Here is a 20584-nt window from a genome sequence, read left to right on the forward strand (position 1 = left end):
GGCGCTGGAAATTCATACGTCACGGGTATGTGATTCCAGCTTCACGATTTTGGTCCTGACGGACCGCTTGGCATGTAACTATGGCCCTGTTTCCGGCTGGAACTCTGGTTAGGAGTGTTCGTGACTGGGGTGGGGCAGGTAGCCGCGCGCGCGATCGGATTGATCGGGCTCGTGATGCTGGCTGTCGTGGCACTGCGCGGATACATCCCAGGAACCGGCGGGCCTTCCACACCGCATCCGTCGTCGGCGGTCTCACTGGCCCTGATGCCGGTGCTGCTACTGGTGTCGATGGTGATTCTGATTGCCGGAGTCATCAACAGCCAGCATCGCCTGCCCCTGGCCATGCCCGAACCCGACCGCGAGAACACCCTGCGCGGACCGGGATTGCGGCGGATCGGGCTGATGGTGCTGATCGCCATCGCCGCCCTGGCCCTGATCGTCACCGCGGTGGTGTCGGTGTATCTGGTGACGCCCGAGCGGCAGAGCGAGGTCGGACAGGCCCCCACGGCCGCGCCCACCGGGACCGAACTGCCGACGGAAACCGTTGCGCGGACCCCGGATACGGTGTCCTCCCCGCCGCTGTCCGGCACCGCGCTGCTGCTCGTCGGCATTGCCGCGGGTGTGCTGGTGCTGGTCGCCATGGCCGGATTGGTCGTGGTGGCGGTGAGCTCCAATCGCTCGCCCTCGCTCTCGCGCACCCCGCTGCCGCAGCCCACGCCGGCCGAGGCGGTATCGCTGGCCAAGGTGGCGGAGATGGGCCTGGCGGCCATGATCGCGCCGGGTCAGGATCCGCGCACCGCCATCATCGCCTGCTACGTGGCCATGGAAAGCGGTCTGGCACAGGCGCGGGAGGTCGCGCCGTTGGCCTCGGACACCCCGTCCGAGGTGCTGGCGCGCGCCTTCGACCGCGGCTTCCTGCGCGACGCGTCGGCCCGGGAACTGGTGGCGCTGTTCGAGGAGGCCCGCTTCAGCCCGCACTCCATGCTGGAGTGGCAGCGGATGCGGGCCGAGCAGCTGCTGCGTATCGTATTGGCTGATCTGCAGGGGCAGGCGGCATGAAAACTGTTGTCGGGCAATGGCTCCCGTGGAACCGGACGGGGGACCGGCGATGAATCGGATCGTGATCGTGGTGGGGGCGCTGGCGCTAGCCGCACTGTTCGAGGTGCTCGCCTACGGCAATCAGCGCGACACCCTGCTGGCGATCTCCGGTGTGCCCGTGGCCGGTGCGCTGGGGTTGCTGGTGTGGTCGCTGGTGGAGCGGGCGCGGCGGCTGACCCCGCCGGATCCGGACGACAACGATATCGACAACGGCCCGGCCGAGATGCTGCGCCGCTGGCAGGCGCGCGCTCAGATGCTGGCCGAACGGTCCGAGGGTTCGCGCGCCGACTGGGATCGGCACCTGCGGCCCCTGCTGGCCAAGGAATTCGAGCTGACCAGCGGGCACCGGATGGCCAAGAACCGGCGCGCGCTGGAGGTGGCGGGACAGCTGCAGTTCGGCCCCGAACTGTGGCGCTGGGTGGATCCGGCCAACTCGGCGCTGCGCGATCAGGTCAATCGCGCACCCGGGCGCGCGGCCTTGGACGAGATCCTGCGCCGGTTACAGAACATGTGAGATGAGATGCGAGACATGCGATGACATCACCGATGGACGTGACCATCAAGCGCACGGACGCCGTGCTGCGCGAAGTAGGCCGGGTCGTGGTCGGCAAGCGGGACGAACTGCAGTTGATCATGATCGCGGTGCTGTCCGGTGGCCACATCCTGATCGAGGACCTGCCCGGCCTGGGCAAGACCCTCATCGCGCGCTCGTTCGCCGCGGCGCTCGGGCTGAACTTCACGCGCGTGCAGTTCACCCCCGACCTGTTGCCCGCGGATCTGATCGGCTCGACCATCTACGACATGCATTCGGGCCGTTTCAGTTTCCGGCGCGGCCCGGTGTTCACCAATATGCTGCTGGCCGACGAGGTCAACCGCACCCCGCCCAAGACCCAGGCCGCGCTGCTGGAGGCCATGGCCGAGGGCCAGGTCTCGATCGACGGAGAGACCTTCCCGCTGCCCCAGCCCTTCATCGTCTTCGCCACCGACAATCCGATCGAGTACGAGGGCACCTATCCGCTGCCCGAGGCCCAGCTCGACCGGTTCGCCATGCAGCTGCGGCTGGGCTACCTGTCGGAGAGCGACGAGATGAGCATGATCCGCCGTCGCCTGGAACGCGGTTCGCAACCCGCGCAGATCGCACAGGTGGTGGACGCCGACGGGCTGCTGGAGATGCGGCAGTCGGTGGAGTTCGTGACCGTTCACCCCGATGTGGTCGGCTACGTGGTCTCGCTGGCCGCGGCCACCCGCGGCCACCCGCAGGTGGAGGTCGGCGCAAGCCCGCGCGCGGAGCTCGACCTGGTCCAGATGGCCAGGGCCCGGGCGCTTCTCAACGGCCGCGACTACGTGGTCCCCGAGGACGTCAAGGCCCTCGCCGTTCCCGCCATGGCGCACCGCATCACGCTGCGCCCCGAGATGTGGGTCCGGCGCATCCGCGGCGAGGACGTGATCGCCGAACTCCTGCGCCGCCTCCCGGTGCCGCGCGCTACAACCTCGTGAGGTTCGAATGCCTGACAGAGCTGATCGGATGATCGCGGCCCCGGCGGAGCGGCCGTGAAGCATCGCGATACGAGCGCCACGGTCGAGGCCGAACTGCGTTGGCGTCCGGCGCCTTTGGTGTTCATGCTGGCGGCGGTGTCGGCGCCCGCCTTGGTGCTGGCGCTGGTGCTCGGCAAATGGCAGCTGGTGGTGTTCGCCGCGCCCCTGCTCGGCGTGCTGGCGACCGCGCCATTGCAGCAGTCGCGCACCAGGATTCAGGTGGACGGTGCGGGGGTGCTGCGCTGTTTCGAGACCGAGGAGGTGGTGCTGGCCGCCGCGGCGTTCGTGGAGAGCGGGCACGCGCTGCTGCGGCTGCATCCGGAACCGCTGCGCAGCATGGAGGTTCACGTCGAGGAGACGGTGGACTCCGGGCCCGCGCCCGCGGGTCTGCGGCTGGCGCTGTCCGCGCCGCGCTGGGGCCGGTACCCGGTGCCGATGCGGGTGACCGCGCTGAGCCCCGCCGGGCTGGCCGTCGCCTCGGTGCGGCTGCCCGCGGGCGAGGTGTACGTCTATCCGATCACCGATCCGCAGCGAATGCGGTTGCCGCGCACCGAACTACCCGAGCGCATGGGCACCCACCTGACGCGGCGGCACGGGCCCGGCGTGGAGTACGCCGATATCCGCGCCTACACGCCCGGCGATCAACTGCGCACGGTGAACTGGCCGGTCAGCGCGCGGCGCGGACAACTGTTCGTGACCGAGCGGTTCACCAACCGGGCCGCGGATGTCGTTGTGCTGGTGGACACTTCACTCCAGGCGCCCGGACCCGCGTCCGACTCGCTGGAGCTGTCTGTGCGCGGCGCCGCGCAGGTCGCCCAGTCCGCGCTGCAGGCCGGTGACCGCACCGCCGTGGTCTGCCTCGGCCGCACCCCGCGCTGGCTGCGACCGGATATCGGCCGCCGCCAGTTCTACCGGATCGTGGACACCGTGCTCGATGTCGGCGACGAGCACATCGTCATGCAGGGCACGCTCGCGCCGCATGCCGCCGTCCCGATCGGCGCGGTGGTCGTGGCCTTCTCGACCCTGCTCGACACCCAATTTGCCCTGGCGCTCATCGATCTCCGCAAGCGCGGGCACGTCGTGGTGGTCATCGACGTGCTGCGGGGCACGCCCTTCGGCCCGGAACTCGACCCCACCCTGGCCCGCATGTGGCAGCTCGAGCGCAGCTCGATGTACCGCGATATGGGCACGGTCGGCGTGGACATCGTGTCCTGGCCCGAGGACACCCGCCTCGACCAGGTCATGCGCCTGCTGCCCGAACACCGCCGCACCGTGCGGGTCCGGCGATGAGGCGGGGCGCTGGGATGGAGGTGCGCGCATGACCAGGTTCCTGGCCGTCCTGTCCGGCCTGCTGCTCACGGCCGCGGTGGCGATCGTGCTGCCCTGGGCCGCGATTCCCGTGGCCGCCTTGGCCGTGGCGGGCTGGCGATGGCGGGTCTGCGCCGTGCTCGCCGCGCTGGCGGCCATGGGTGTGGTGGCCTGGATCGGGACCGGCGCCGTGGTGGCCGGCGGCATCGGACTGGTGGTGACCACCTATCTGCTGCACACGGCCACCGTGTCGGCTCCGGTCGGGGTGGTGCCGACCACGCTGCCGTCGGTGGCCGGCGCGCTGATGTTCACCGTCGCGGCCGGCGCGGCGACCGTCCTGCCCGCCGGACTGTCGTGGGTGCCGCTGCTCGCGCCGTTCACCGTGATCATGTTGTACGCCTTGCTGGTTCGAGGTCTGGTGGACGACCGGGCGCGCGGCTGAGGGCGGCGGACCCGCCGGGGCGCGGCGAAAATCGCTTCGAATCCGGCTGCGGGAGTGGTCTACTCGCGCGCATGGAAGAGAAGCAATTGGTCAAGACCTCGAAGCGATTGTCGAGGCATCTGCGGCACGCGCCCGAGGAGATCGGCCTGGTCCTGGACTCCGCCGGATGGGTGGAGGTTTCGGAGCTGCTGTCGGCCCTGGGTCGGCACGGCCGCGTCCTCACCCGGCCCGAACTCGACGAGGTGGTGGCGCGGAACAACAAGCGCCGCTTCGAATTCGATGCCACGGGCACCCGGATCCGCGCGAGTCAGGGGCACAGCGTCATCGTCGACCTGGAGTACCGGGCGAGTACACCGCCCGATCTGCTGTACCACGGCACCGTCGGCGTGGCACTGCCCGGAATCCGCGCGGAGGGTCTGAAGCCCATGCGCCGCCACGACGTCCACCTGTCCGCGGATATGGAGACCGCCGTCAAGGTGGGGTCGCGGCGTGGAAAGCCCGTGGTGCTGACCGTGGATGCCGCGGCCATGCACCGCGACGGGCACGTTTTCCGGGTCAGCACCAACGGGGTCTGGTTGGTGGCCGCGGTCCCGCCCGAGTACCTGTCCGGCCTCTGAGCTGCCGGTTCGGGCTCGGTGCGGCCTGCGGCCACCGGGTGGGTGAGATGGTTACTGCAGGGCGGGGGGCATGCGGGTCGGCTTGATGCGGCCCGCGTCGATGAGTGCCCGGAATGCCGCGGCTTTGCGCTCGCATTCGGCGACCACGCAGCGGCGGTGCTGCTGCATGGTGCGATGGGCTTCCTGGACATCCAGTGGATGGTCCGGCGCGAGGTGCGACCAGGCGGATGGATCGCCGGTTGCCAGCGCTAATGTGCTGTGCTCGTTGTTGATTCGTTCCCGGATCCGATCTACGGAGAGCCGGTCCGGATCTTGTTGGGGGTGGTGCAGGCTCATAAAGGCAATCGTCATGATCACGAGCGCTGCGAGAGTGGCCGTGAACACTTGCCAGGCGGCCATTGGCTCACCTTCTCCATGTCTATCGGTTGTAGTCAGCTAGTTATTCAGTTGGTTAGCTAGATATTCACCGTATGTCTGAAGACGTTACGCCTCCAGCGCGTCCTGGGTCAGAAACAATCGAATTTCGGCCGCTTTCAGCAACTTCCCCGTTCGTTCCGCCCCCTGGCACGCTGAAAGTTTGCGACCATTTCGGTGTGACGGAAGGTCAGGGTCAACTGCGCTCCATCACCAGTGCGGCGCTTCTTGTCGAGTTCGCGGTGGCACGCGGCCTCGCCACGCCCGATCTCTTGCGCCACACCGGGATTCGTGATCGTGATCTGATGGACTCCACGGCCGAGATCACGCTCTCGCAGGAGCTGGCCCTGATGCGCAATGTCGTGGCCGGAGTCGGGGATGAGCCCGGTATGGGCCTTATGGCCGGATTGCTGTGTCACCCACCGAGTCTCGGCGTGCTCGGCTTCGCGCTCATGAGCTGTCCCACCGTGCGCGACGCCGTGGATCTGGCGCTGCGCTACGCGGATCTGTCCTTCACCGTGGCCCGCCACCATCTGGTCATCACCGGCGACGACGTCTCCATCGTGCGCGACGACAGCGGCGTGCCGCGCGAGGTGCGGCGTTTCGCGGTGGAGCGGGATGTGGCCGCCATCTGGACCATTCAGCAGGACGTCATGCCCATGCGCCCGCCCATCACCCGGGTCGCGGTGGCGTTCCCGCCGCATCCGGTCTACGAGATGTTCGGGGCCATGCTCGGCGTCGAGGAGGTCGTCTTCAACGCGCCCCGCTCGGTGGTCACCGGACCGTCCAGTATTCAGCATTTGCAACTGCCCCAGGCGAATACGGCCACCGCGCGCTTCTACGAGCAGCAGTGCGCCGAACTCATGCAGCGCCGCAAGCGTCGCCAGGGCATCAGCGGCCAGGTCCGCCAGCTGCTCATCTCGCGCGGCGGCATAGCGGACCAATCACACATAGCCGCCGAATTGGACGTCAGCGTTCGCACCCTTCGCCGCCGCCTCGCCGACGAGGGCACGACATTCCGCGAACTGTCCACGGAGACGGTCGGTCTGCTGGCCGAGGAGCTCCTGGTGGCCGGAATGACGGTGGAACAGGCCGCGATCCGCCTGGGGTACGCCAGCGTCTCGGCGTTCACCTCCGCCTTCCGGGGCTGGAAGGGGCAATCGCCGGGCCAGTTCGCGCGGGAGAACCGCGGCCGGGTCTCGGTCCGCGTGTAGCTCGTCAGCCCTTCAGCGCAGCGGCAAGGTCGGCATTGGTGGGTTCGATGAGCACCTGCCCGCCCGGCAACACGATCACCGGAATGTTCTTCCGCCCACCCGCGATCTCGATGGCCCGGTCCCGCGCGGTCTCGTCGTCCTCCACGTTGATCTCGGTGAACGCCACCCCGTTCTCCCGAAACCACACCTTCGCCCGCCGACAATCCCCACACCAGTCGGCCCCGTACATCACCACCTCGTCCATACCCCCGACTCTGCCACACCCCGTGTACCGACCCCCGCGGACAAGCCCGACCGCCCAGTCCTCACACCCCACAGACCTGCGCAATCCCTACCTCAGAGTTCGATTACATCCCGCCCCTACCGTTGCTGGACATGGCCTTCCTCCACCGCATCACCATCGACCCCCGCATCTGCCACGGCGAACCCATAATCCAAGGCACCCACTACCCGGTCTCCCTCCTGATAGACCTCCTCCACAGCGGAGTCACCCCCACTGAAATCCTCACCGACTGCCCCGGCCTCACCCGAGAAGACCTGGTAGCCGCCCTCCACTACGCCGCCCTCCCGTCCTCCCTCCCTCATGCCTCCTGAAACAAGATCAGGGAGCCCCTACTGTCGAAATCTGTCCGATTTCGCGCAGTGAGAGCTCCCTGATCTTGAATTCCGCTATGCAAAGCCCACTTCGCGGAGGTAGAGGTACAGGGGGGTCTTCCTCCCACCAAGGGTCGGACCACTGCTCTGGTGGGCCTGCCAGTTCGGGGTAGCGGGGGCCGAGAGCGGTGGTGCTGATGAGTTCGGCCAGGTCGGGGAACTGGAGGACGATGCCGGAGGGCCAGGACCAGTCGAAGTAGTTGAAGTCGTAGATCATCACGGCGCCGGAGTCGGGGTCCAGAATGATCTCGGAGGATTCGCCGGCCCGGCCGATGCTCAGGCGGAAGTTCTGGTGGACGTGGTGGCCGTGAACATCGATCGGAACCTGCTCGGCGAAGCGGTCGGCGGTGCGGAACTCGAGGTTGCCGAAAGTTGGTGCGTAGGAGCAGGTGTAAAGCTCCCGCAGGGACAACGGATAACTGTCCGGCAGGCTCCCCCCAGGATTCAGCCGCAGGCGGTACCCCCCATCGCAGTAGTCCTCCGAGTCATCGCAGCGCCGCTCCACCTCGGTTTCCGCATCCAGCCCCCGCAGCAGTTGAATCTTGCGCCGCATCTCAACCAGATGACCTCGCACCCGCACCCCTCCATGTATCTCGCCACTTTCGACCCGCGAGGCTACTCGACCTTCCCGACATCACTGCGCTACACCGAATTCGTCCACCCCGCGCCGATGCCCACACGGAAACAAGATCAGGGAGCGCCCACTGTCGAAACCTGTCCGGTTTCGCGCAGTGAGAGCTCCCTGATCTTGATGTCAGGGCGCGGGGAGGATGACGCCTCGGCGGACGAAGGCGTTGTGGAGGCGGGTGCGGATGAGGTGGGGGCGGGTGTGGAGGTGGGTGGCGGTTACTCGGATCACGAGCCAGTTCAGGGATTCGAGGGCTGCGAGGCGGTCTACGTCGCGGGTGAACTGTTTGGGGCTGGTCCAGTGTTGGGCGCCGTCGTATTCGAGGGCGATTTGCAGGTCGCGCCAGCCCATGTCGAGGCGGGCCACGAAGCGGCCCTGGTCGTCGTAGACGTCGATCTGGGTTTCGGGGGTCGGAAATCCGTTGTCGATCAGGAAGAGTCGGGTTCGGGATTCCTGGGGCGAGGCTGCGCCGGCGTCGACGAGTTCGATGATGGCGCGGAGGCGGGCGGTGCCTCGCTCACCCAGGTGACTTGCCGCGAAGTCGAGCACGCTCGCGGGATCGAGACCGGTGGTGGCGCAGAGGGAATCCAAAAGCGGCACCGCCATATCGCGGGGATACCGCCGGGCGATGTCGAACGCGGTCCGGACCGGAGTGGTTACCCGCAGTCCATCGACCTCGCACCATTCATCGGCGGCGATCTGGTCCCGAACCACTCGAACCCCTTGCGGCGCATGCCGTGAACTCCCGAGCGCGATCTCGGCCGGAAGATCCGCATCCACATACGGACTTCCGAGCATCGCCAAAGCCGAGGCCCCCACCAACACCCCACGAAACTTCGCCCAGCACGCCGCAGCCCGAGCCTTCTCAACGGCCCCCAACTGAACGTTCCGCCCAACATAGACATCGGTCAGTACCCGCCGAAACCGATCACTGCGCAGTTCCCCAGCCGTCACGACCCCATCTGCGACAGCCCACGACCCCACAAAAGGCCCACCCATCTCCCCCATACCCCAAGATCTTCCCCCGCCCCACCGACACCCAAAACCTCATCAAGATCAGGGAGCTCTCACTGTCGAATTTTGTCCGATTCGCAGCAATGAGAGCTCCCTGATCTTGAAAGCAGGTGTGGCTGTGCGGGTGGGCGGATAGAGGTGGGCCGCAACCGGGAGTGGTTGCGGCCCAGGTCGGGGGATTGGGTCAGGCGTTGGCGGCTGACTTTTCCTTTTCGCGCTGGAGTTCCAGGGCGATGTCGATGAGTTGGTCTTCCTGGCCGCCGACGAGTTTGCGCTGGCCGGCGCGGACGAGCATTTCGGCGGCGGAGACGCCGTAGCGTTCGGCCTGGCGTTCGGCGTGGCGGAGGAAGGAGGAGTAGACGCCGGCGTAGCCCATCATGAGGGCTTGGCGGTCGAGGAGGCATTCGCTCGGCATGGCCGGGCGGACAACGTCTTCGGCGGCGTCGGTGACGGCGAAGAAGTCGACGCCGGTTTTGATGCCGAGCTTGTCACAGACGCCGATGAAGGCCTCGACGGGGAGGTTGCCGGCGCCGGCGCCGAAACGGCGGGCGGAGCCGTCGATTTGGGTGGCGCCCGCGCGCACCGCGTAGACCGAGTTCGCGACGGCGAGGCCCAGGTTCTCGTGGCCGTGGAAGCCGACCTGGGCGTCGTTGCCGAGTTCGGCGACGAGGGCGGAGACGCGGTCCGTAACCTGGTCCAGGACAAGGGCACCGGCGGAGTCGACGACGTAGACGCACTGGCAGCCCGCGTCGGCCATGATGCGGGCCTGCTTGGCCAGGTTCTCCGGGGTGGTGGAGTGGGCCATCATCAGGAAGCCGACGGTCTCGAGGCCGAGGTCGCGGGCCATGTTGAAGTGCTGGATGGAGACGTCGGCCTCGGTGCAGTGGGTGGCGATGCGGCAGATCGACGCACCGTTGTCCTGCGAGATCTTGATGTCTTCCTTGACACCGACGCCGGGCAGCATGAGGAAGGCGATCTTGGCCTGCTTGGCGGTCTCCGCGGCGGCCTTGATCAGTTCCTGCTCAGGGGTTTTCGAGAAACCGTAGTTGAACGAGGAACCGCCGAGGCCGTCGCCGTGGGTGACCTCGAGAACCGGGACACCGGCCGCGTCGAGGGCGCCGACGATGTCGCGCACTTCCTGCACGGTGAACTGGTGGCGCTTGTGGTGCGAGCCATCACGCAGGCTGGTGTCGGTGACCCGGACGTCGAGGTCGGCCGAGAACGGCTTCAGGACATTGGGATTGGTCATAATCGGAACTCCTTACACCCGAGCCGAGAGGATCTGGTCGGCCAGCACATTGCCCACCTGGGTGGCGGCCGCGGTCATGATGTCGAGGTTGCCGGAGTACGGCGGCAGGAAGTCGCCCGCACCCTCGACCTCGACGAAGATCGAAACCTTCGCCATGCCACCGGAAACCAGCGACGGCTCGTCGAACTGCGGCTCGTTGAGCAGCCGGTAGCCGGGCACGTACTCCTGGATGGCCTTCTCCATCCGGTGCACCGACTCGGTGATGGCGTCGCGGTCGGCATCCTCCGGAATCGCGCAGAAGATGGTGTCGCGCATGATCATCGGCGGCTCGGCCGGGTTCAGGATGATGATCGCCTTGCCGCGCTTGGCGCCACCGATGGTCTCGACACCGGCGGAGGTGGTCTTGGTGAACTCGTCGATGTTCGCGCGGGTGCCGGGACCGGCGGACACGGACGACACCGACGCCACGATCTCGGCGTACTCCACCGGCACCACGCGGGACACCGCGTGCACCATCGGGATCGTCGCCTGCCCACCGCAGGTGATCATGTTGACGTTCAGCTCATCGCGCAGCGTGTCCAGGTTGACCGGCGGAATCACGGCCGGGCCGACGGCGGCGGGGGTGAGGTCGATGGCGCGGATTCCGGCCTCGGCGTACTTGGGCGCGTAGGCCCGGTGCACGTACGCGGACGTCGCCTCGAACAGCAGGTCCGGCTTCTCCGGCAGCGCCAGCAGCCAGTCCGCGCCCTCGGCGGAGGTCTCCAGGCCCAGGCCGCGGGCGCGCTTGAGGCCCTCGGAATCCGGGTCGATGCCGATCATCCAGCGCGGCTCGATCTTCTCCGAACGCAGCAGCTTGTAGAGCAGATCGGTGCTGATATTGCCGGACCCGACGATCGCGGCGGTGACTTTGCTTGCAGTCACGGCTTTCTCCTACTCGGTGAGGTCAGTGTCTGTGTGACGCAACCTGTTTGCTTCAGGCTTACGCGAAACCCAGGTGGACGGAACCGAGTCCGGCGAACTCGGCGATGAACTCGTCGCCCGGACGGGCGTCGATGGCGCGGGTGCAGGAGCCGGGCAGCACGATGTCGCCCGCCTTCAACCGCACGCCGAACGAGGCGACCTTGCGCGCCAGCCACGCCACCGCGATGGTCGGATCGCCGAGCACGGCATCGGAGCGACCCTCGGCGATGACCTCGCCATTGCGGGTCAGCACGGCGTCGATGTTCTTGATATCCAACTGATCCGGCGAGACGCGCGCCTTGCCGAGCACGTATCCGGCGGAGGACGCGTTGTCGGCGATGGTGTCGCAGAGCGCGATCTTCCAGTCCTTGATGCGGGTGTCGATGAGTTCGATGGAGGGCGCGTAGGCGACGGTGGCCTTGCGGACATCCTCCTCGGTGCAGTCCTCGCCGGGCAGGTCCGCGCCCAGGATGAAACCGACCTCGACCTCGACGCGCGGGTACAGGTACTTGGACGTGTCGACCGGAACGTCTTCGAAGACTTCCATTTCCGCGAGCAGATGCCCGTAGTCCGGCTCGTCCACGCCCATCATCTGTTGCATGGCCTTGGAGGACAGGCCCACCTTGTGGCCCACCACCTTCGCGCCACCGTCGAAACGCTGCCGCATATTGATGAGCTGGATCTCGTAGGCGTCGACCACATCGATCTCCGGATACCGCACGGCCAGCGGATCGATCGGGACCCGGGTCCGCTCGGCCGCCGCGAGCTCGTCGGCCAGTTCCTTGCGTAGCGCGTCGGTCAGCACGCTGTGTTCCTTCCATCGGGGGTACCGGCCGGTGGCCAATCGGTAACGAGACTAGAAACTGAAACGAGTTTTTGTGAAGAACGTCGCTTCAGCAGTCCCATCTGCCAGACCAACATAGACCAAACCAGGATTGATTCTATAACGTGTTCTACATGACTGATCGGGATTACGACGTGGTGGTGGTCGGCAGCGGTGCCGCCGGTATGTCCGCCGCCCTCACCGCTGCGCACCACGGTCTGCGCACGGTGCTCATCGAAAAAGCCGCTCATTACGGCGGTTCTACCGCGCGATCGGGCGGTGGCGTCTGGATTCCCGGAAACAAGGTGCTCAAGGCCGCGGGCAAGGGAAGCGACCTCGACGAGGCGCGGACCTACCTCTACAGCATCATCGGCGACGTGGTGCCAAAGGAGAAGATCGATACCTACATCGATCGCGGCGCCGAAGCCTTCGACTACGTGCTCGACCATTCCGCCCTGAAGATGACCTGGGTGCCCGGCTACTCCGACTACTACCCGGAGGCACCGGGCGGCAAGGCGGACGGCCGCAGCTGCGAACCCAAGCCGTTCAACCTCAAGGTCCTGGGCGAGGAGCGCTTCAAGCTGGAGCCCGCCTACAGCAAGGCACCGCTGAACGTGGTCGTCATGCAGGCGGACTACAAGAAGCTCAACCTGATCCGCCGCCACCCGAGCGGCATCGCGCGCGTGCTGCGCGTCGGCACCCGCTGGGCGTGGGGCAAGGTCACCGGCAAGGCACTGGTCGGCATGGGCCAGGCCATCATCGCGGGTCTGCGCAAGGGACTGCTGGACGCGAATGTGCCGGTGCTGCTGAATACTCCGCTCACCGGACTGGTGATCGAGAACGGTGTGGTCACCGGTGTCGACGCCGAGCAGAACGGCGAGGCGGTGCGGTTCAACGCGAAGTACGGCGTGATCCTGGCCAGCGGCGGCTTCGAGCACAACGCCGATATGCGGCACAAGTACCAGCGCGAGCCGATCACCACCGAGTGGACCACCGGCGCGGCCGCCAATACCGGCGACGGCATCCGGGCGGGCATCGAAGCCGGTGCGGACATCGCGTTCATGGACGACGCCTGGTGGGGGCCGACCACCTTCCGCGGTGAAGGCAAGCCCTGGTTCTGCCTCGCGGAGCGAAACCTGCCCGGTTCCATCATGATCAATACGCAAGGGCAGCGATTCGGTAATGAGTCCGCTCCTTACGTCGAGGCCGTGCACACCATGTACGGCGGCGAATACGGGCAGGGTGAGGGTCCGGGCGAGAACGTGCCGTGCTGGCTGGTGTTCGACAACCGCTACCGGTCCCGCTACATCTTCGCCGGATTGCAGCCTGGCCAGCGGATTCCGTCCCGCTGGATGGAAAACGACCTGATCGTCGTCGCCCCGACGGTGGCCGAATTGGCCGAGAAGATCGGGGTTCCCGCGGACCAGCTGAGCGCTACCATCGAGCGCTTCAACGGCTTCGTCGAGACCGGCAAGGACCTCGACTTCAACCGCGGCGACTCCGCCTACGACCGCTACTACGGCGACCCGACCATCAAGCCGAACCCGTGCCTGAACAAGCTCGAGGTCGGCCCGTTCTACGCGGTGAAGATGGTCCCCGGCGACCTCGGCACCAAGGGTGGACTGGTCACCGACAACGACGCGCGCGTGCTGCGTGAGGACGGGACCGTCATCGAGGGCCTGTACGCGGCGGGCAACACCTCCTCGCCGGTCATGGGCCACACCTATGCCGGTCCCGGCGCGACCATCGGCCCCGCGATCACCTTCGGCTACCTGGCCGCACTGGATGCCGCCGCCAAGAAGAAGAACGGCGCACCGGTCGCCGAGAAGGCGTCCTGAACCATCCCAACCTGGTTCAGGATCGGGTTGGGCGCGAGTCGGGTCACGTCGAGTCCGCGCCCAACCCACTTACAACTGAACGCCCGGACCGCCACCGCCGAACGCTCTTTCGGGTGGCGGGACCGGGAGCAGACTTTCGAGCGCCGCCCGATCCGCGGAGCCGCGCTACCCGGTCAGCGGAGCGGGGGCTTGCGGACATGCGAGCCGCGCCGGACCATCGGACGCGAGTGACGAGGAGAACCTTTCATGCCCATCGATTTGAGTGTCGCGCTCGGCGCGCAGATCCCCGCGCGCGAATTCAGCTGGTCCGCCAGCGATGTGCAGACCTACAACCTGGCACTGGGCGCGGGCAACCGCTGGACCGACGCGGCCGAGCTGCGCTACGTCGACGACCGCGAGCCCGCCGTGCTGCCGTCCTTCGCGACCGTCGCGCCGTCCTTCCACGAGACCGAGCCGCCCAAGGTGAAGTTCGACGGCATCGACATCGACCTGGCCAAGGTCGTGCACGGCAGCCAGGAGGTCACCGTGCACCGCCCGATCCCGGCCTCGGGCAAGGGCAGCATCTCCGGTCGCATCACCGACATCTGGGACAAGGGCTCCAATGCCGTTGTCTGGCGCGAGGACACGGCCGTCGGCTCCGACGGCGAAGTCCTGTGGACCGCCCGCTCCTCCATCTTCGCCAAGGGCGAGGGCGGCTTCGGCGGCGAGCGCGGCCCCAGCGCCAAGACCGAACTCCCCGACCGCGCACCGGATTTCGAGGTCCTCACCCCCACCCTGCCGCAGCAGGCCCTGCTCTACCGCATGTGCGGCGACCGCAACCCCCTGCACTCGGACCCCGAATTCGCCCGCAACGCCGGCTTCCCCAACCCGATCCTGCACGGCCTGTGCACCTACGGCCTGGTCCTCAAGACCGCCACGGACACGGTCCTGGCTTCGGATGTCGCCCGCGTCAAGGGTTTCCGCGCCCGCTTCGCCGGCGTCATGTACCCCGGCGAGACCCTCCGCTCCCGAATCTGGCAGCAGGACGGCGAACTCGCCATCGCGGTCACCGTCGTCGAGCGCGACGACGCCCCCGTCCTCGCCGACGTGGTGCTGACCCACTCGTAAACCCAAGCTTCAAGATCAGGGAGCTCTCACTGCGCGAAATCGGACAGATTTCGACAGTGGGGGCTCCCTGATCTTGTTTTGTGGGGGCCAGCATGGGGTGCGCGAATTCGGTCGCAGCCCAGTGGTGGTTTCGGGCCAGTGTCTTCGGCCCGGCTATGCATAGAGCCTGATATCATTGGTTCAGGACTGTATATCTGGAGGTGGCTCATGGCTCGGACTGTGATCGACCTTGACGATCAACTGGTGGCCGACGCGTCCAAGGCTCTTGGGACGACAACCAAGAAGGACACCGTGAACGCCGCGCTTCGGGAAATTCTCGAGATCCGCCGGCGCGCGGTCGCGTTGACGCGGCTACAGGAAATGGTCGCCGACGGGGCGATCGATGTGGAGATATTCGAGGACAAGCGGAACTATCGCCGGTGAACGGGGCTCAATTCCTCATCGACACGAGCGCCTTGGTTCCGTTGCTGCGTCAGGAGCCCGACGGGGTGGTCTGGCAGCGCGTCGCGGCCGCAGGACTGATCGCGATCTGCCCGATCACCGAACTCGAGTTCTTCTACAGCGCGCGTTCCACTGCCGATCGCGAGGCGCTGATCGAGCAGATCCGCATCCTGTTCGGTTGGGAGCCGGTCGACGATCGTGCGTACCAGCGGGCGTGGGAAGTGCAGGGCGAGTTGACAAGTCGCGGGCAGCACCGCAGCGCCGGCCCGGTCGACCTCGTCGTCGCGGCGACCGCCGAACTCAGAGGCTTGACCTTGCTGCACCGCGACCGCGACTTCGAATGCATCGCAGCCATAACCGGCCAGCCTCATCGTCGACTGGGAACTTCCTGATCGACAACGGATTCCCCCGAACCCTCCCCACACCCTGATCTTGGTCAGTCGTCGGCGTAGGGCGTGAACGGTCCGGTCAGGCGGTGGGTGAGTTCGGGGTCGGCCAGGTCAGCCACGCCAGTTGCGTCGACAAGGCGTCTTCGACGAGTGCTCGATTGGTACTCACGACGGCCGCCAACACGCGAAAGGCCAGTTCGGATCCATCCGTTATGACCCTCGAGTGCCCGTGCTCGATTCCATAGCGAAAGACTATCTTTCGAGTCCAGCAAATATTCGAGGCTGGGTTTCGGGGGGATTCGTCGGCGGTGACCAGGCTGTCTTCATGGGGAGACTTGTGGATAAAAATCGGAGACTTCTTGCCATTCAGAGTCTGCATGTTGGCCCCTACTGTTCTTCTTGTTCGGCTCGGAGGTCGGGCCGAGGGAACTCGGTAGAGGAGATGAAGGCGATGCGGGCTGTGGTGCAGAAGAGCTTTGGTGGGCCTGAGGTGCTCGAAGTTGTGGAGACCGAGAAGCCGGAGTTGTTGAGTGGGGAGGTGCTGGTTCGGGTGAAGGCCAGTGCGGTGAATCCTGTTGATGTGGCGGTGCGGTCGGGGGCGTTCCCGTTGCTGGGGCAGCCGCCGTTCGGGGTTGGGTGGGATATCTCGGGTGTGGTCGAGGCGGCGGGGCCCGGTGCGCGGTACGAGGTGGGAGAAGAGGTTTATGGGATGCCGTTCTTTCCCCGGGCCGCAACGGGTTACGCGGAGTATGTGGCGACGCCTTCGCGGCAGGTGGCTCGGAAGCCGAAGTCGCTCAGCCATGTCGAGGCGGCCGCGTTGCCGCTGGCGGCACTGACCGCGTGGCAGGGGCTGGTCGACAAGGCGGGGGTGAAGGCAGGGGATCGGGTGCTGATTCACCGGGCCGCCGGGGGCGTGGGGCATCTGGCGGTGCAGATCGCGAAGGCCAGGGGTGCGTACGTGATCGCGCTCGCCAGCGAGGGCAAGCATGATTACGTCAAGGGTCTCGGCGCGGACGAGGTGATCGATTACCGCACAACCGATTTCACCGAGGACGTCAAGGATGTCGACATCGTTTTCGACTCCGTCGCCGATGGGGTGCGGTCGCTTTCGGTGTTGAAGCCCGGTGGGGTGCTGGTGACGATTCTCGAGCACCCGAGCGGTGAGCTGGAGCAGACCGTGAAGGAGGCCGGGCGGCGGTTCGCGGGTGTCTCGGTAGAGCCGGATTACTGGGCGCTGGAACAGATCGCGGAGTTGGTGGACGCGGGGAAGATTCGGCCGACCATTGCCGAGACGCTGCCGCTCGAGGATGCGGGGAAGGCGCACGAGATCGTGGCCTCGGGGCAGACCGTGGGCAAGGTCGTGCTGACCGTCGAGTGATGCGGGCGAATAATCGGTACGGGATCCGGGTTGCATCACGCGGGTCGGCGGTCGAAGGAGAGCAGTCGTGGATGTCCTGAGTGAGGCCCTCGCCTCCATGCGGACCGGTGCGCCGAATTCGGTGCGCACCGAGGGGCGCGCGCCCTGGGGACTGCAACTGCCGCCGACCGCGGGTGCCGGATTCCACGTGGTGCTGCACGGCACCTGCTGGTTCTATCCCAATGAGGACCCCGCCGCCGCGATCGCCATGAGCGCCGGTGACGTGGTGTTCGTGCGGGACGGGTCGGGCCACATCCTCGCCGACCACCCGGACACCACGCCGGAGGTCCCGCGGCCCGAGCAGTACGTCCACCTCCCGCCCGTCGGCGCGCTGCGGCTAGGCGGGGACGGCCCGGCCGCCAGCCTGCTGTGCGGCAACTATCACCTCGACGGTCAGCGCCCGCATCCTCTGCTGAAGCAACTGCCCGAGGTGATCCACCTGCCCGCCCGGCACGGCCGCCACCCGGAACTGGCCGCCGCGATCCAGCTGCTCGGCGCGGAACTCGACAATCCCCGGATCGGTTCGCACGGCATCGTGCCCGCGCTCATCGATTCGCTGCTGCTCTACATCCTGCGCGCCTGGATCGAGGAGCAGCCGGAGAAGGAGGTCACCGGATGGGCTGCGGCGCTGCGGGATCCGGCGGTCGCACCGGCGCTGGCCGCCATGCACGACGACCCGGCGGCGGCCTGGACCGTGCAGTCGCTGGCCGATCATGCGGGCCTGTCGCGGGCGGCGTTCGCCCGCAAGTTCAATGCCATGGTCGGTGAACCGCCGCTGGCGTATCTGACCCGCTGGCGGCTGACCACCGCCGCGCAGCTACTGCGCGAGGATGACCTCGCCATCGAAAAGGTGGCCGCCCGAGCCGGATACAGCTCCGAGTTCGCGTTCGGTAAGGCGTTCAAACGCGAATACGGCCTCGCCCCAGGCCAATACCGCCGCCAGGCCCGCGCCGCCGCCTGATTTGTGCACATGCGGAAAGGCCCCTGTGGATGAATTCCACAGGGGCCTTTCGCCTATCGCCAGGGTTCTGGAGGAACCCGACTCACAGCCACGTATCGAGTGTCGTGGTCGTGAGGAAGTGTTCGAGATCCGCCCGCCACGGCGCGGGCGTCGTCTTCTCCGGTTCGATGGCCGTGTACTGGCCCCGGTAGAAGAGCAGCGGCCTGCCGGAGTCGGTGGACTCCGACAGGGCCTGTACCCGGCCGATCACGATGTAGTGATCGCCGCCGTCGAGCACGTTGTCCACAGTGCACTGGATCGTGGCCAACGCGCCGTCCAGGACCGGGAGCTCCAGTTCCGAGGTGTGCCAGTCGATTCCGGCGAACTTGTCGGGTTCGCGGGAGCCGAAGCGGGCGCACACCGGCTGCTGCTCCTCGGCGAGCATGTTCACGGCGAAGCTGCCGTTGCGTTCGATCGCCGCCCAGGAGCGGGACTCCTTGGTGGGGCAGAACAGCACCAGCGGCGGATCGAGGGACAGGGCGGCGAACGACTGGCACGCGAACCCGATGGGTGCGCGGTCCTCGCCCTCGCCGTCGAAGGTGGTGATGACGGTGATGCCGGTGCAGAACTGCCCCAGCACATTCCGGAACTGACGCCCGTCGATGACGGGTTGTGCGTCGGTGGTCATTGGCCGCCCCTGTTGTCCGTTCGCTCTATTTGAATCCGACGCTGAAGTCGTGGCCCCACAGGCTGACCGCGGTGGATTCCCGCGCGATCCACGAGTGGTCGTCGACTTCGAGTCCCTCACAGCCGAATTCGATGTCGAACCCGCCCGGCGTCTTCATGTAGAACGACAGCATCTTGTCGTTGATGTGCCGGCCGAGAGTGGCCGACATCTTGACCTTCTTGCGGTTGGCGCGATCCAGGCAGAGGCCGACATCGTCGGAGTTCTCCACCTCGACCATGAGGTGCACGATCCCGGTCGGGTTGGGCAGCGGCAGGAACGCCAGCGCGTGGTGGCGCGGGTTGCAGCCGTAGAAGCGCAGCCAGGCCGGATCGCCGTCGGCGGGGCGGCCCACCAGCTGCGGGGGCAGCCGCATGGAGTCGCGCAGCCGGAAGCCCAGCACGTCCTGGTAGAACGCCTGCGCCGCAGCGTCATCGGTGCAAGTCAGGACCACGTGGCCCAGACCCTGCTCGGCGGTGACGAACTTGTGGCCGTAGGGGCTGACGAACCGGCGGCCCAGGTACTGCGCACCGTAGAACGCCTCGAGGGTGTTCCCGGCCGGATCCTGGAACCGGATCATGCCCTCGACCCGGCGCTCGCCGAGCTCCTCCTTGGTGCCCTCGGTGAAGGCGATGCCGTTCTTGGCGAGGGTCTCCCGAAGCTGTTGCAGCCCACGGGCGTCGGTGACCTCCCAGCCCGAGACCAGCAGCCGGTCCTTCTCACCCGGCACGATCACCAGGCGCGCGGCGAAATCGTCCATGCGCAGGTAGAGCGCGTCCGGATTGAGCCCGTCGCCCTCCATCATGCCGAGCACCTTGAGGCCGTACTCGCGCCAGGCCGCCATGTCGGTGGCCTCGATGCGCATGTAGCCGAGGGCCTTGATACTCATGCTCTCTCCTTGACGCCGAGCAGGAAGTCGGTTGCCAGGCGGTTGAATTCGTCGAACTTCTCCAACTGCGCCCAGTGGCCGCAACCACCGAACACGTGCAGCTGCACGCGCGGCACCATCTTGAGAGCCACGAGCGCACCGTCGATCGGGTTCACGCGGTCCTCACGGCCCCAGATCATGAGTACAGGTTGCCGCAACTTGAAGGCGTCGCGCCAGATCATGCCCTTGGCGAAATCCGGTCCGGCGAAGGACTTGCCCATGGCGCGGGTGGCGGCCAGCGACTCCGGCTGCGAGGCCGAGGCGAAGCGCTCCTCGACCAGTTCCGGCGTGATCAGCTTCTGGTCGAAGACCATGATCCGCAGGAACGCCTCCAGGTTCTCCTTCGTGGGTTCGAAGTTGAACTTGGACAGCAGTTTCACGCCCTCGGTGGGGTCCGGCGCGAACAGGTTGGTGGACAGCCCGCCCGGACCCATCAGCACCAGCTTGCCCGCGCGGTCCGGGTAGTCCAGCGCGAAGCGGGTGGCCGCGCCGCCGCCGAGCGAATTGCCCAGCAGGTGAACGCGTTCGGTGATGCCGAGAGTGTCGAGCAGATCCTTCAGCGCCGAGGCCGAGTGCACGAAGTACTGCGGGTGTTCGGTCGGCTTGTCCGACTGCCCGAACCCGGGCTGGTCGACGGCGAGGACGTGAAAGTCCTTGGCCAGCACCGGAATGTTCTTGGCGAAGTTGGACCAGGATGAAGCGCCCGGGCCGCCGCCGTGCAGCAGCACGATGGTGGGGCCGTTGCCGACGCCCGCCTCGTGGTAGTGCAGCTTCAGATCGGGCCGCACCTGCGCGTAGCGCGAGGTGGATTCGAAGGTGATTTCTCCCACTGAAGTCATAGGG

The 20584-nt window shown here is 66.8% G+C and carries 24 protein-coding genes; 14 read left to right on the top strand and 10 right to left on the bottom strand.

Annotated elements, in window-relative coordinates; genetic code table 11:
- Window positions 1-120: 120 nt before the first annotated feature.
- From ON43_RS02430 to ON43_RS02455, 6 genes are all read left to right on the top strand, one after another.
- Entirely contained in the window at window positions 121-1059 is a 939-nt protein-coding gene (locus ON43_RS02430; RefSeq protein WP_245568439.1) for a DUF4129 domain-containing protein, read from the top strand.
- Between the two features lie 49 nt (window positions 1060-1108).
- Window positions 1109-1612 carry a hypothetical protein gene (locus ON43_RS02435; RefSeq protein WP_040803012.1) on the top strand — a complete coding sequence of 168 codons (504 nt, stop codon included), beginning with the start codon at window positions 1109-1111 and terminating at the stop codon, window positions 1610-1612.
- Between the two features lie 20 nt (window positions 1613-1632).
- Window positions 1633-2595 (top strand): AAA family ATPase, encoded by a 963-nt coding sequence (locus ON43_RS02440; protein WP_040803014.1) that lies wholly within the window; start codon window positions 1633-1635, stop codon window positions 2593-2595.
- 54 nt (window positions 2596-2649) lie between these two features.
- Window positions 2650-3924, top strand: coding sequence for a DUF58 domain-containing protein (locus ON43_RS02445; RefSeq protein ID WP_040803016.1), 1275 nt, complete (start codon window positions 2650-2652; stop codon window positions 3922-3924).
- A gap of 28 nt (window positions 3925-3952) precedes the next feature.
- Entirely contained in the window at window positions 3953-4384 is a 432-nt protein-coding gene (locus ON43_RS02450; RefSeq protein ID WP_040803019.1) for a hypothetical protein, read from the top strand.
- Window positions 4385-4455: 71 nt separating this feature from the next.
- Window positions 4456-5001: an RNA 2'-phosphotransferase gene (locus ON43_RS02455; RefSeq protein WP_040803021.1), complete on the top strand. Its 546-nt coding sequence runs from the start codon at window positions 4456-4458 to the stop codon at window positions 4999-5001.
- Window positions 5002-5052: 51 nt separating this feature from the next.
- Here the strand turns inward: ON43_RS02455 and ON43_RS02460 are convergent, their stop codons facing one another.
- A complete protein-coding gene (locus ON43_RS02460; RefSeq protein WP_040803026.1) occupies window positions 5053-5400 on the bottom strand; it encodes a hypothetical protein in 348 nt (115 codons plus the stop codon).
- Window positions 5401-5594: 194 nt separating this feature from the next.
- On the opposite strand from ON43_RS02460, the gene ON43_RS02465 reads away from it, so the two are divergent.
- A complete protein-coding gene (locus ON43_RS02465; RefSeq protein ID WP_040803028.1) occupies window positions 5595-6629 on the top strand; it encodes an AraC family transcriptional regulator in 1035 nt (344 codons plus the stop codon).
- Window positions 6630-6633: 4 nt separating this feature from the next.
- Here the strand turns inward: ON43_RS02465 and ON43_RS02470 are convergent, their stop codons facing one another.
- Window positions 6634-6873, bottom strand: a complete 240-nt coding sequence (locus ON43_RS02470) for a glutaredoxin family protein (RefSeq protein ID WP_040803034.1) — start codon at window positions 6871-6873, stop codon at window positions 6634-6636.
- Between the two features lie 131 nt (window positions 6874-7004).
- Here ON43_RS02470 and ON43_RS02475 point away from each other — a divergent pair, with 131 nt between their 5' ends.
- Window positions 7005-7223, top strand: coding sequence for a DUF433 domain-containing protein (locus ON43_RS02475; RefSeq protein ID WP_040803156.1), 219 nt, complete (start codon window positions 7005-7007; stop codon window positions 7221-7223).
- 7 nt (window positions 7224-7230) lie between these two features.
- Here the strand turns inward: ON43_RS02475 and ON43_RS02480 are convergent, their stop codons facing one another.
- The 5 genes from ON43_RS02480 to ON43_RS02500 form a co-directional block, all read right to left on the bottom strand.
- Window positions 7231-7857 carry a hypothetical protein gene (locus ON43_RS02480; RefSeq protein WP_167333405.1) on the bottom strand — a complete coding sequence of 209 codons (627 nt, stop codon included), beginning with the start codon at window positions 7855-7857 and terminating at the stop codon, window positions 7231-7233.
- 180 nt (window positions 7858-8037) lie between these two features.
- Window positions 8038-8919, bottom strand: coding sequence for a type IV toxin-antitoxin system AbiEi family antitoxin (locus ON43_RS02485; RefSeq protein ID WP_040803037.1), 882 nt, complete (start codon window positions 8917-8919; stop codon window positions 8038-8040).
- A 190-nt stretch (window positions 8920-9109) separates the two neighbouring features.
- On the bottom strand, window positions 9110-10174 hold the full coding sequence (gene dmpG / locus ON43_RS02490; protein WP_040803038.1) for a 4-hydroxy-2-oxovalerate aldolase: 1065 nt from the start codon (window positions 10172-10174) through the stop codon (window positions 9110-9112).
- Between the two features lie 12 nt (window positions 10175-10186).
- Entirely contained in the window at window positions 10187-11095 is a 909-nt protein-coding gene (locus tag ON43_RS02495) for an acetaldehyde dehydrogenase (acetylating) (RefSeq protein ID WP_040803039.1), read from the bottom strand.
- Window positions 11096-11153: 58 nt separating this feature from the next.
- Window positions 11154-11939 carry a 2-keto-4-pentenoate hydratase gene (locus tag ON43_RS02500; protein ID WP_040803157.1) on the bottom strand — a complete coding sequence of 262 codons (786 nt, stop codon included), beginning with the start codon at window positions 11937-11939 and terminating at the stop codon, window positions 11154-11156.
- A gap of 152 nt (window positions 11940-12091) precedes the next feature.
- Between ON43_RS02500 and kstD the strand changes: the two genes are divergently transcribed.
- From kstD to ON43_RS02530, 6 genes are all read left to right on the top strand, one after another.
- Window positions 12092-13795, top strand: a complete 1704-nt coding sequence (kstD, locus tag ON43_RS02505; protein ID WP_083913115.1) for a 3-oxosteroid 1-dehydrogenase — start codon at window positions 12092-12094, stop codon at window positions 13793-13795.
- A 246-nt stretch (window positions 13796-14041) separates the two neighbouring features.
- Window positions 14042-14902, top strand: a complete 861-nt coding sequence (chsH3, locus tag ON43_RS02510; protein ID WP_040803042.1) for an enoyl-CoA hydratase ChsH3 — start codon at window positions 14042-14044, stop codon at window positions 14900-14902.
- A gap of 207 nt (window positions 14903-15109) precedes the next feature.
- The gene (locus ON43_RS02515) at window positions 15110-15325 is read left to right on the top strand and encodes a type II toxin-antitoxin system VapB family antitoxin (protein WP_040803043.1); all 216 of its coding nucleotides are present in this window, start codon (window positions 15110-15112) and stop codon (window positions 15323-15325) included.
- Window positions 15322-15735 (top strand): PIN domain nuclease, encoded by a 414-nt coding sequence (locus ON43_RS02520; RefSeq protein ID WP_040803045.1) that lies wholly within the window; start codon window positions 15322-15324, stop codon window positions 15733-15735. Before ON43_RS02515 ends, ON43_RS02520 begins: the two co-directional genes overlap by 4 nt.
- A gap of 487 nt (window positions 15736-16222) precedes the next feature.
- Entirely contained in the window at window positions 16223-17110 is an 888-nt protein-coding gene (locus tag ON43_RS02525) for an NADP-dependent oxidoreductase (protein WP_306304952.1), read from the top strand.
- Window positions 17111-17177: 67 nt separating this feature from the next.
- Window positions 17178-18110 carry an AraC family transcriptional regulator gene (locus ON43_RS02530; protein ID WP_040803047.1) on the top strand — a complete coding sequence of 311 codons (933 nt, stop codon included), beginning with the start codon at window positions 17178-17180 and terminating at the stop codon, window positions 18108-18110.
- Between the two features lie 82 nt (window positions 18111-18192).
- Here the strand turns inward: ON43_RS02530 and hsaB are convergent, their stop codons facing one another.
- Genes hsaB through hsaD form a run of 3 tightly spaced genes read right to left on the bottom strand, consistent with a single transcriptional unit; the run spans window position 18193 to window position 20580 of the window.
- Window positions 18193-18777 (bottom strand): 3-hydroxy-9,10-secoandrosta-1,3,5(10)-triene-9,17-dione monooxygenase reductase subunit, encoded by a 585-nt coding sequence (gene hsaB / locus ON43_RS02535; protein ID WP_040803050.1) that lies wholly within the window; start codon window positions 18775-18777, stop codon window positions 18193-18195.
- A gap of 25 nt (window positions 18778-18802) precedes the next feature.
- Window positions 18803-19702, bottom strand: coding sequence for an iron-dependent extradiol dioxygenase HsaC (gene hsaC, locus ON43_RS02540; RefSeq protein ID WP_040803051.1), 900 nt, complete (start codon window positions 19700-19702; stop codon window positions 18803-18805).
- Window positions 19699-20580, bottom strand: a complete 882-nt coding sequence (hsaD, locus tag ON43_RS02545; protein ID WP_040803053.1) for a 4,5:9,10-diseco-3-hydroxy-5,9,17-trioxoandrosta-1(10),2-diene-4-oate hydrolase — start codon at window positions 20578-20580, stop codon at window positions 19699-19701. Before hsaD ends, hsaC begins: the two co-directional genes overlap by 4 nt.
- Window positions 20581-20584 lie beyond the last annotated feature (4 nt).

Source organism: Nocardia concava NBRC 100430 (genome assembly GCF_000308815.1).
Taxonomy (GTDB): Bacteria; Actinomycetota; Actinomycetes; order Mycobacteriales; family Mycobacteriaceae; genus Nocardia; species Nocardia concava.

Bases quoted from the DNA above. Each gene is read 5' to 3' on its own strand.
- ON43_RS02435 (WP_040803012.1), top strand. From the start codon at position 1,109: ATGAATCGGATCGTGATCGTGGTGGGGGCGCTGGCGCTAGCCGCACTG.
- ON43_RS02440 (WP_040803014.1), top strand. From the start codon at position 1,633: ATGACATCACCGATGGACGTGACCATCAAGCGCACGGACGCCGTGCTG.
- ON43_RS02450 (WP_040803019.1), top strand. From the start codon at position 3,953: ATGACCAGGTTCCTGGCCGTCCTGTCCGGCCTGCTGCTCACGGCCGCG.
- ON43_RS02455 (WP_040803021.1), top strand. From the start codon at position 4,456: ATGGAAGAGAAGCAATTGGTCAAGACCTCGAAGCGATTGTCGAGGCAT.
- ON43_RS02460 (WP_040803026.1), bottom strand. From the start codon at position 5,400: ATGGCCGCCTGGCAAGTGTTCACGGCCACTCTCGCAGCGCTCGTGATC.
- ON43_RS02470 (WP_040803034.1), bottom strand. From the start codon at position 6,873: ATGGACGAGGTGGTGATGTACGGGGCCGACTGGTGTGGGGATTGTCGG.
- ON43_RS02475 (WP_040803156.1), top strand. From the start codon at position 7,005: ATGGCCTTCCTCCACCGCATCACCATCGACCCCCGCATCTGCCACGGC.
- ON43_RS02485 (WP_040803037.1), bottom strand. From the start codon at position 8,919: ATGGGGGAGATGGGTGGGCCTTTTGTGGGGTCGTGGGCTGTCGCAGAT.
- dmpG (WP_040803038.1), bottom strand. From the start codon at position 10,174: ATGACCAATCCCAATGTCCTGAAGCCGTTCTCGGCCGACCTCGACGTC.
- kstD (WP_083913115.1), top strand. From the start codon at position 12,092: ATGACTGATCGGGATTACGACGTGGTGGTGGTCGGCAGCGGTGCCGCC.
- chsH3 (WP_040803042.1), top strand. From the start codon at position 14,042: ATGCCCATCGATTTGAGTGTCGCGCTCGGCGCGCAGATCCCCGCGCGC.
- ON43_RS02515 (WP_040803043.1), top strand. From the start codon at position 15,110: ATGGCTCGGACTGTGATCGACCTTGACGATCAACTGGTGGCCGACGCG.
- hsaB (WP_040803050.1), bottom strand. From the start codon at position 18,777: ATGACCACCGACGCACAACCCGTCATCGACGGGCGTCAGTTCCGGAAT.
- hsaC (WP_040803051.1), bottom strand. From the start codon at position 19,702: ATGAGTATCAAGGCCCTCGGCTACATGCGCATCGAGGCCACCGACATG.
- hsaD (WP_040803053.1), bottom strand. From the start codon at position 20,580: ATGACTTCAGTGGGAGAAATCACCTTCGAATCCACCTCGCGCTACGCG.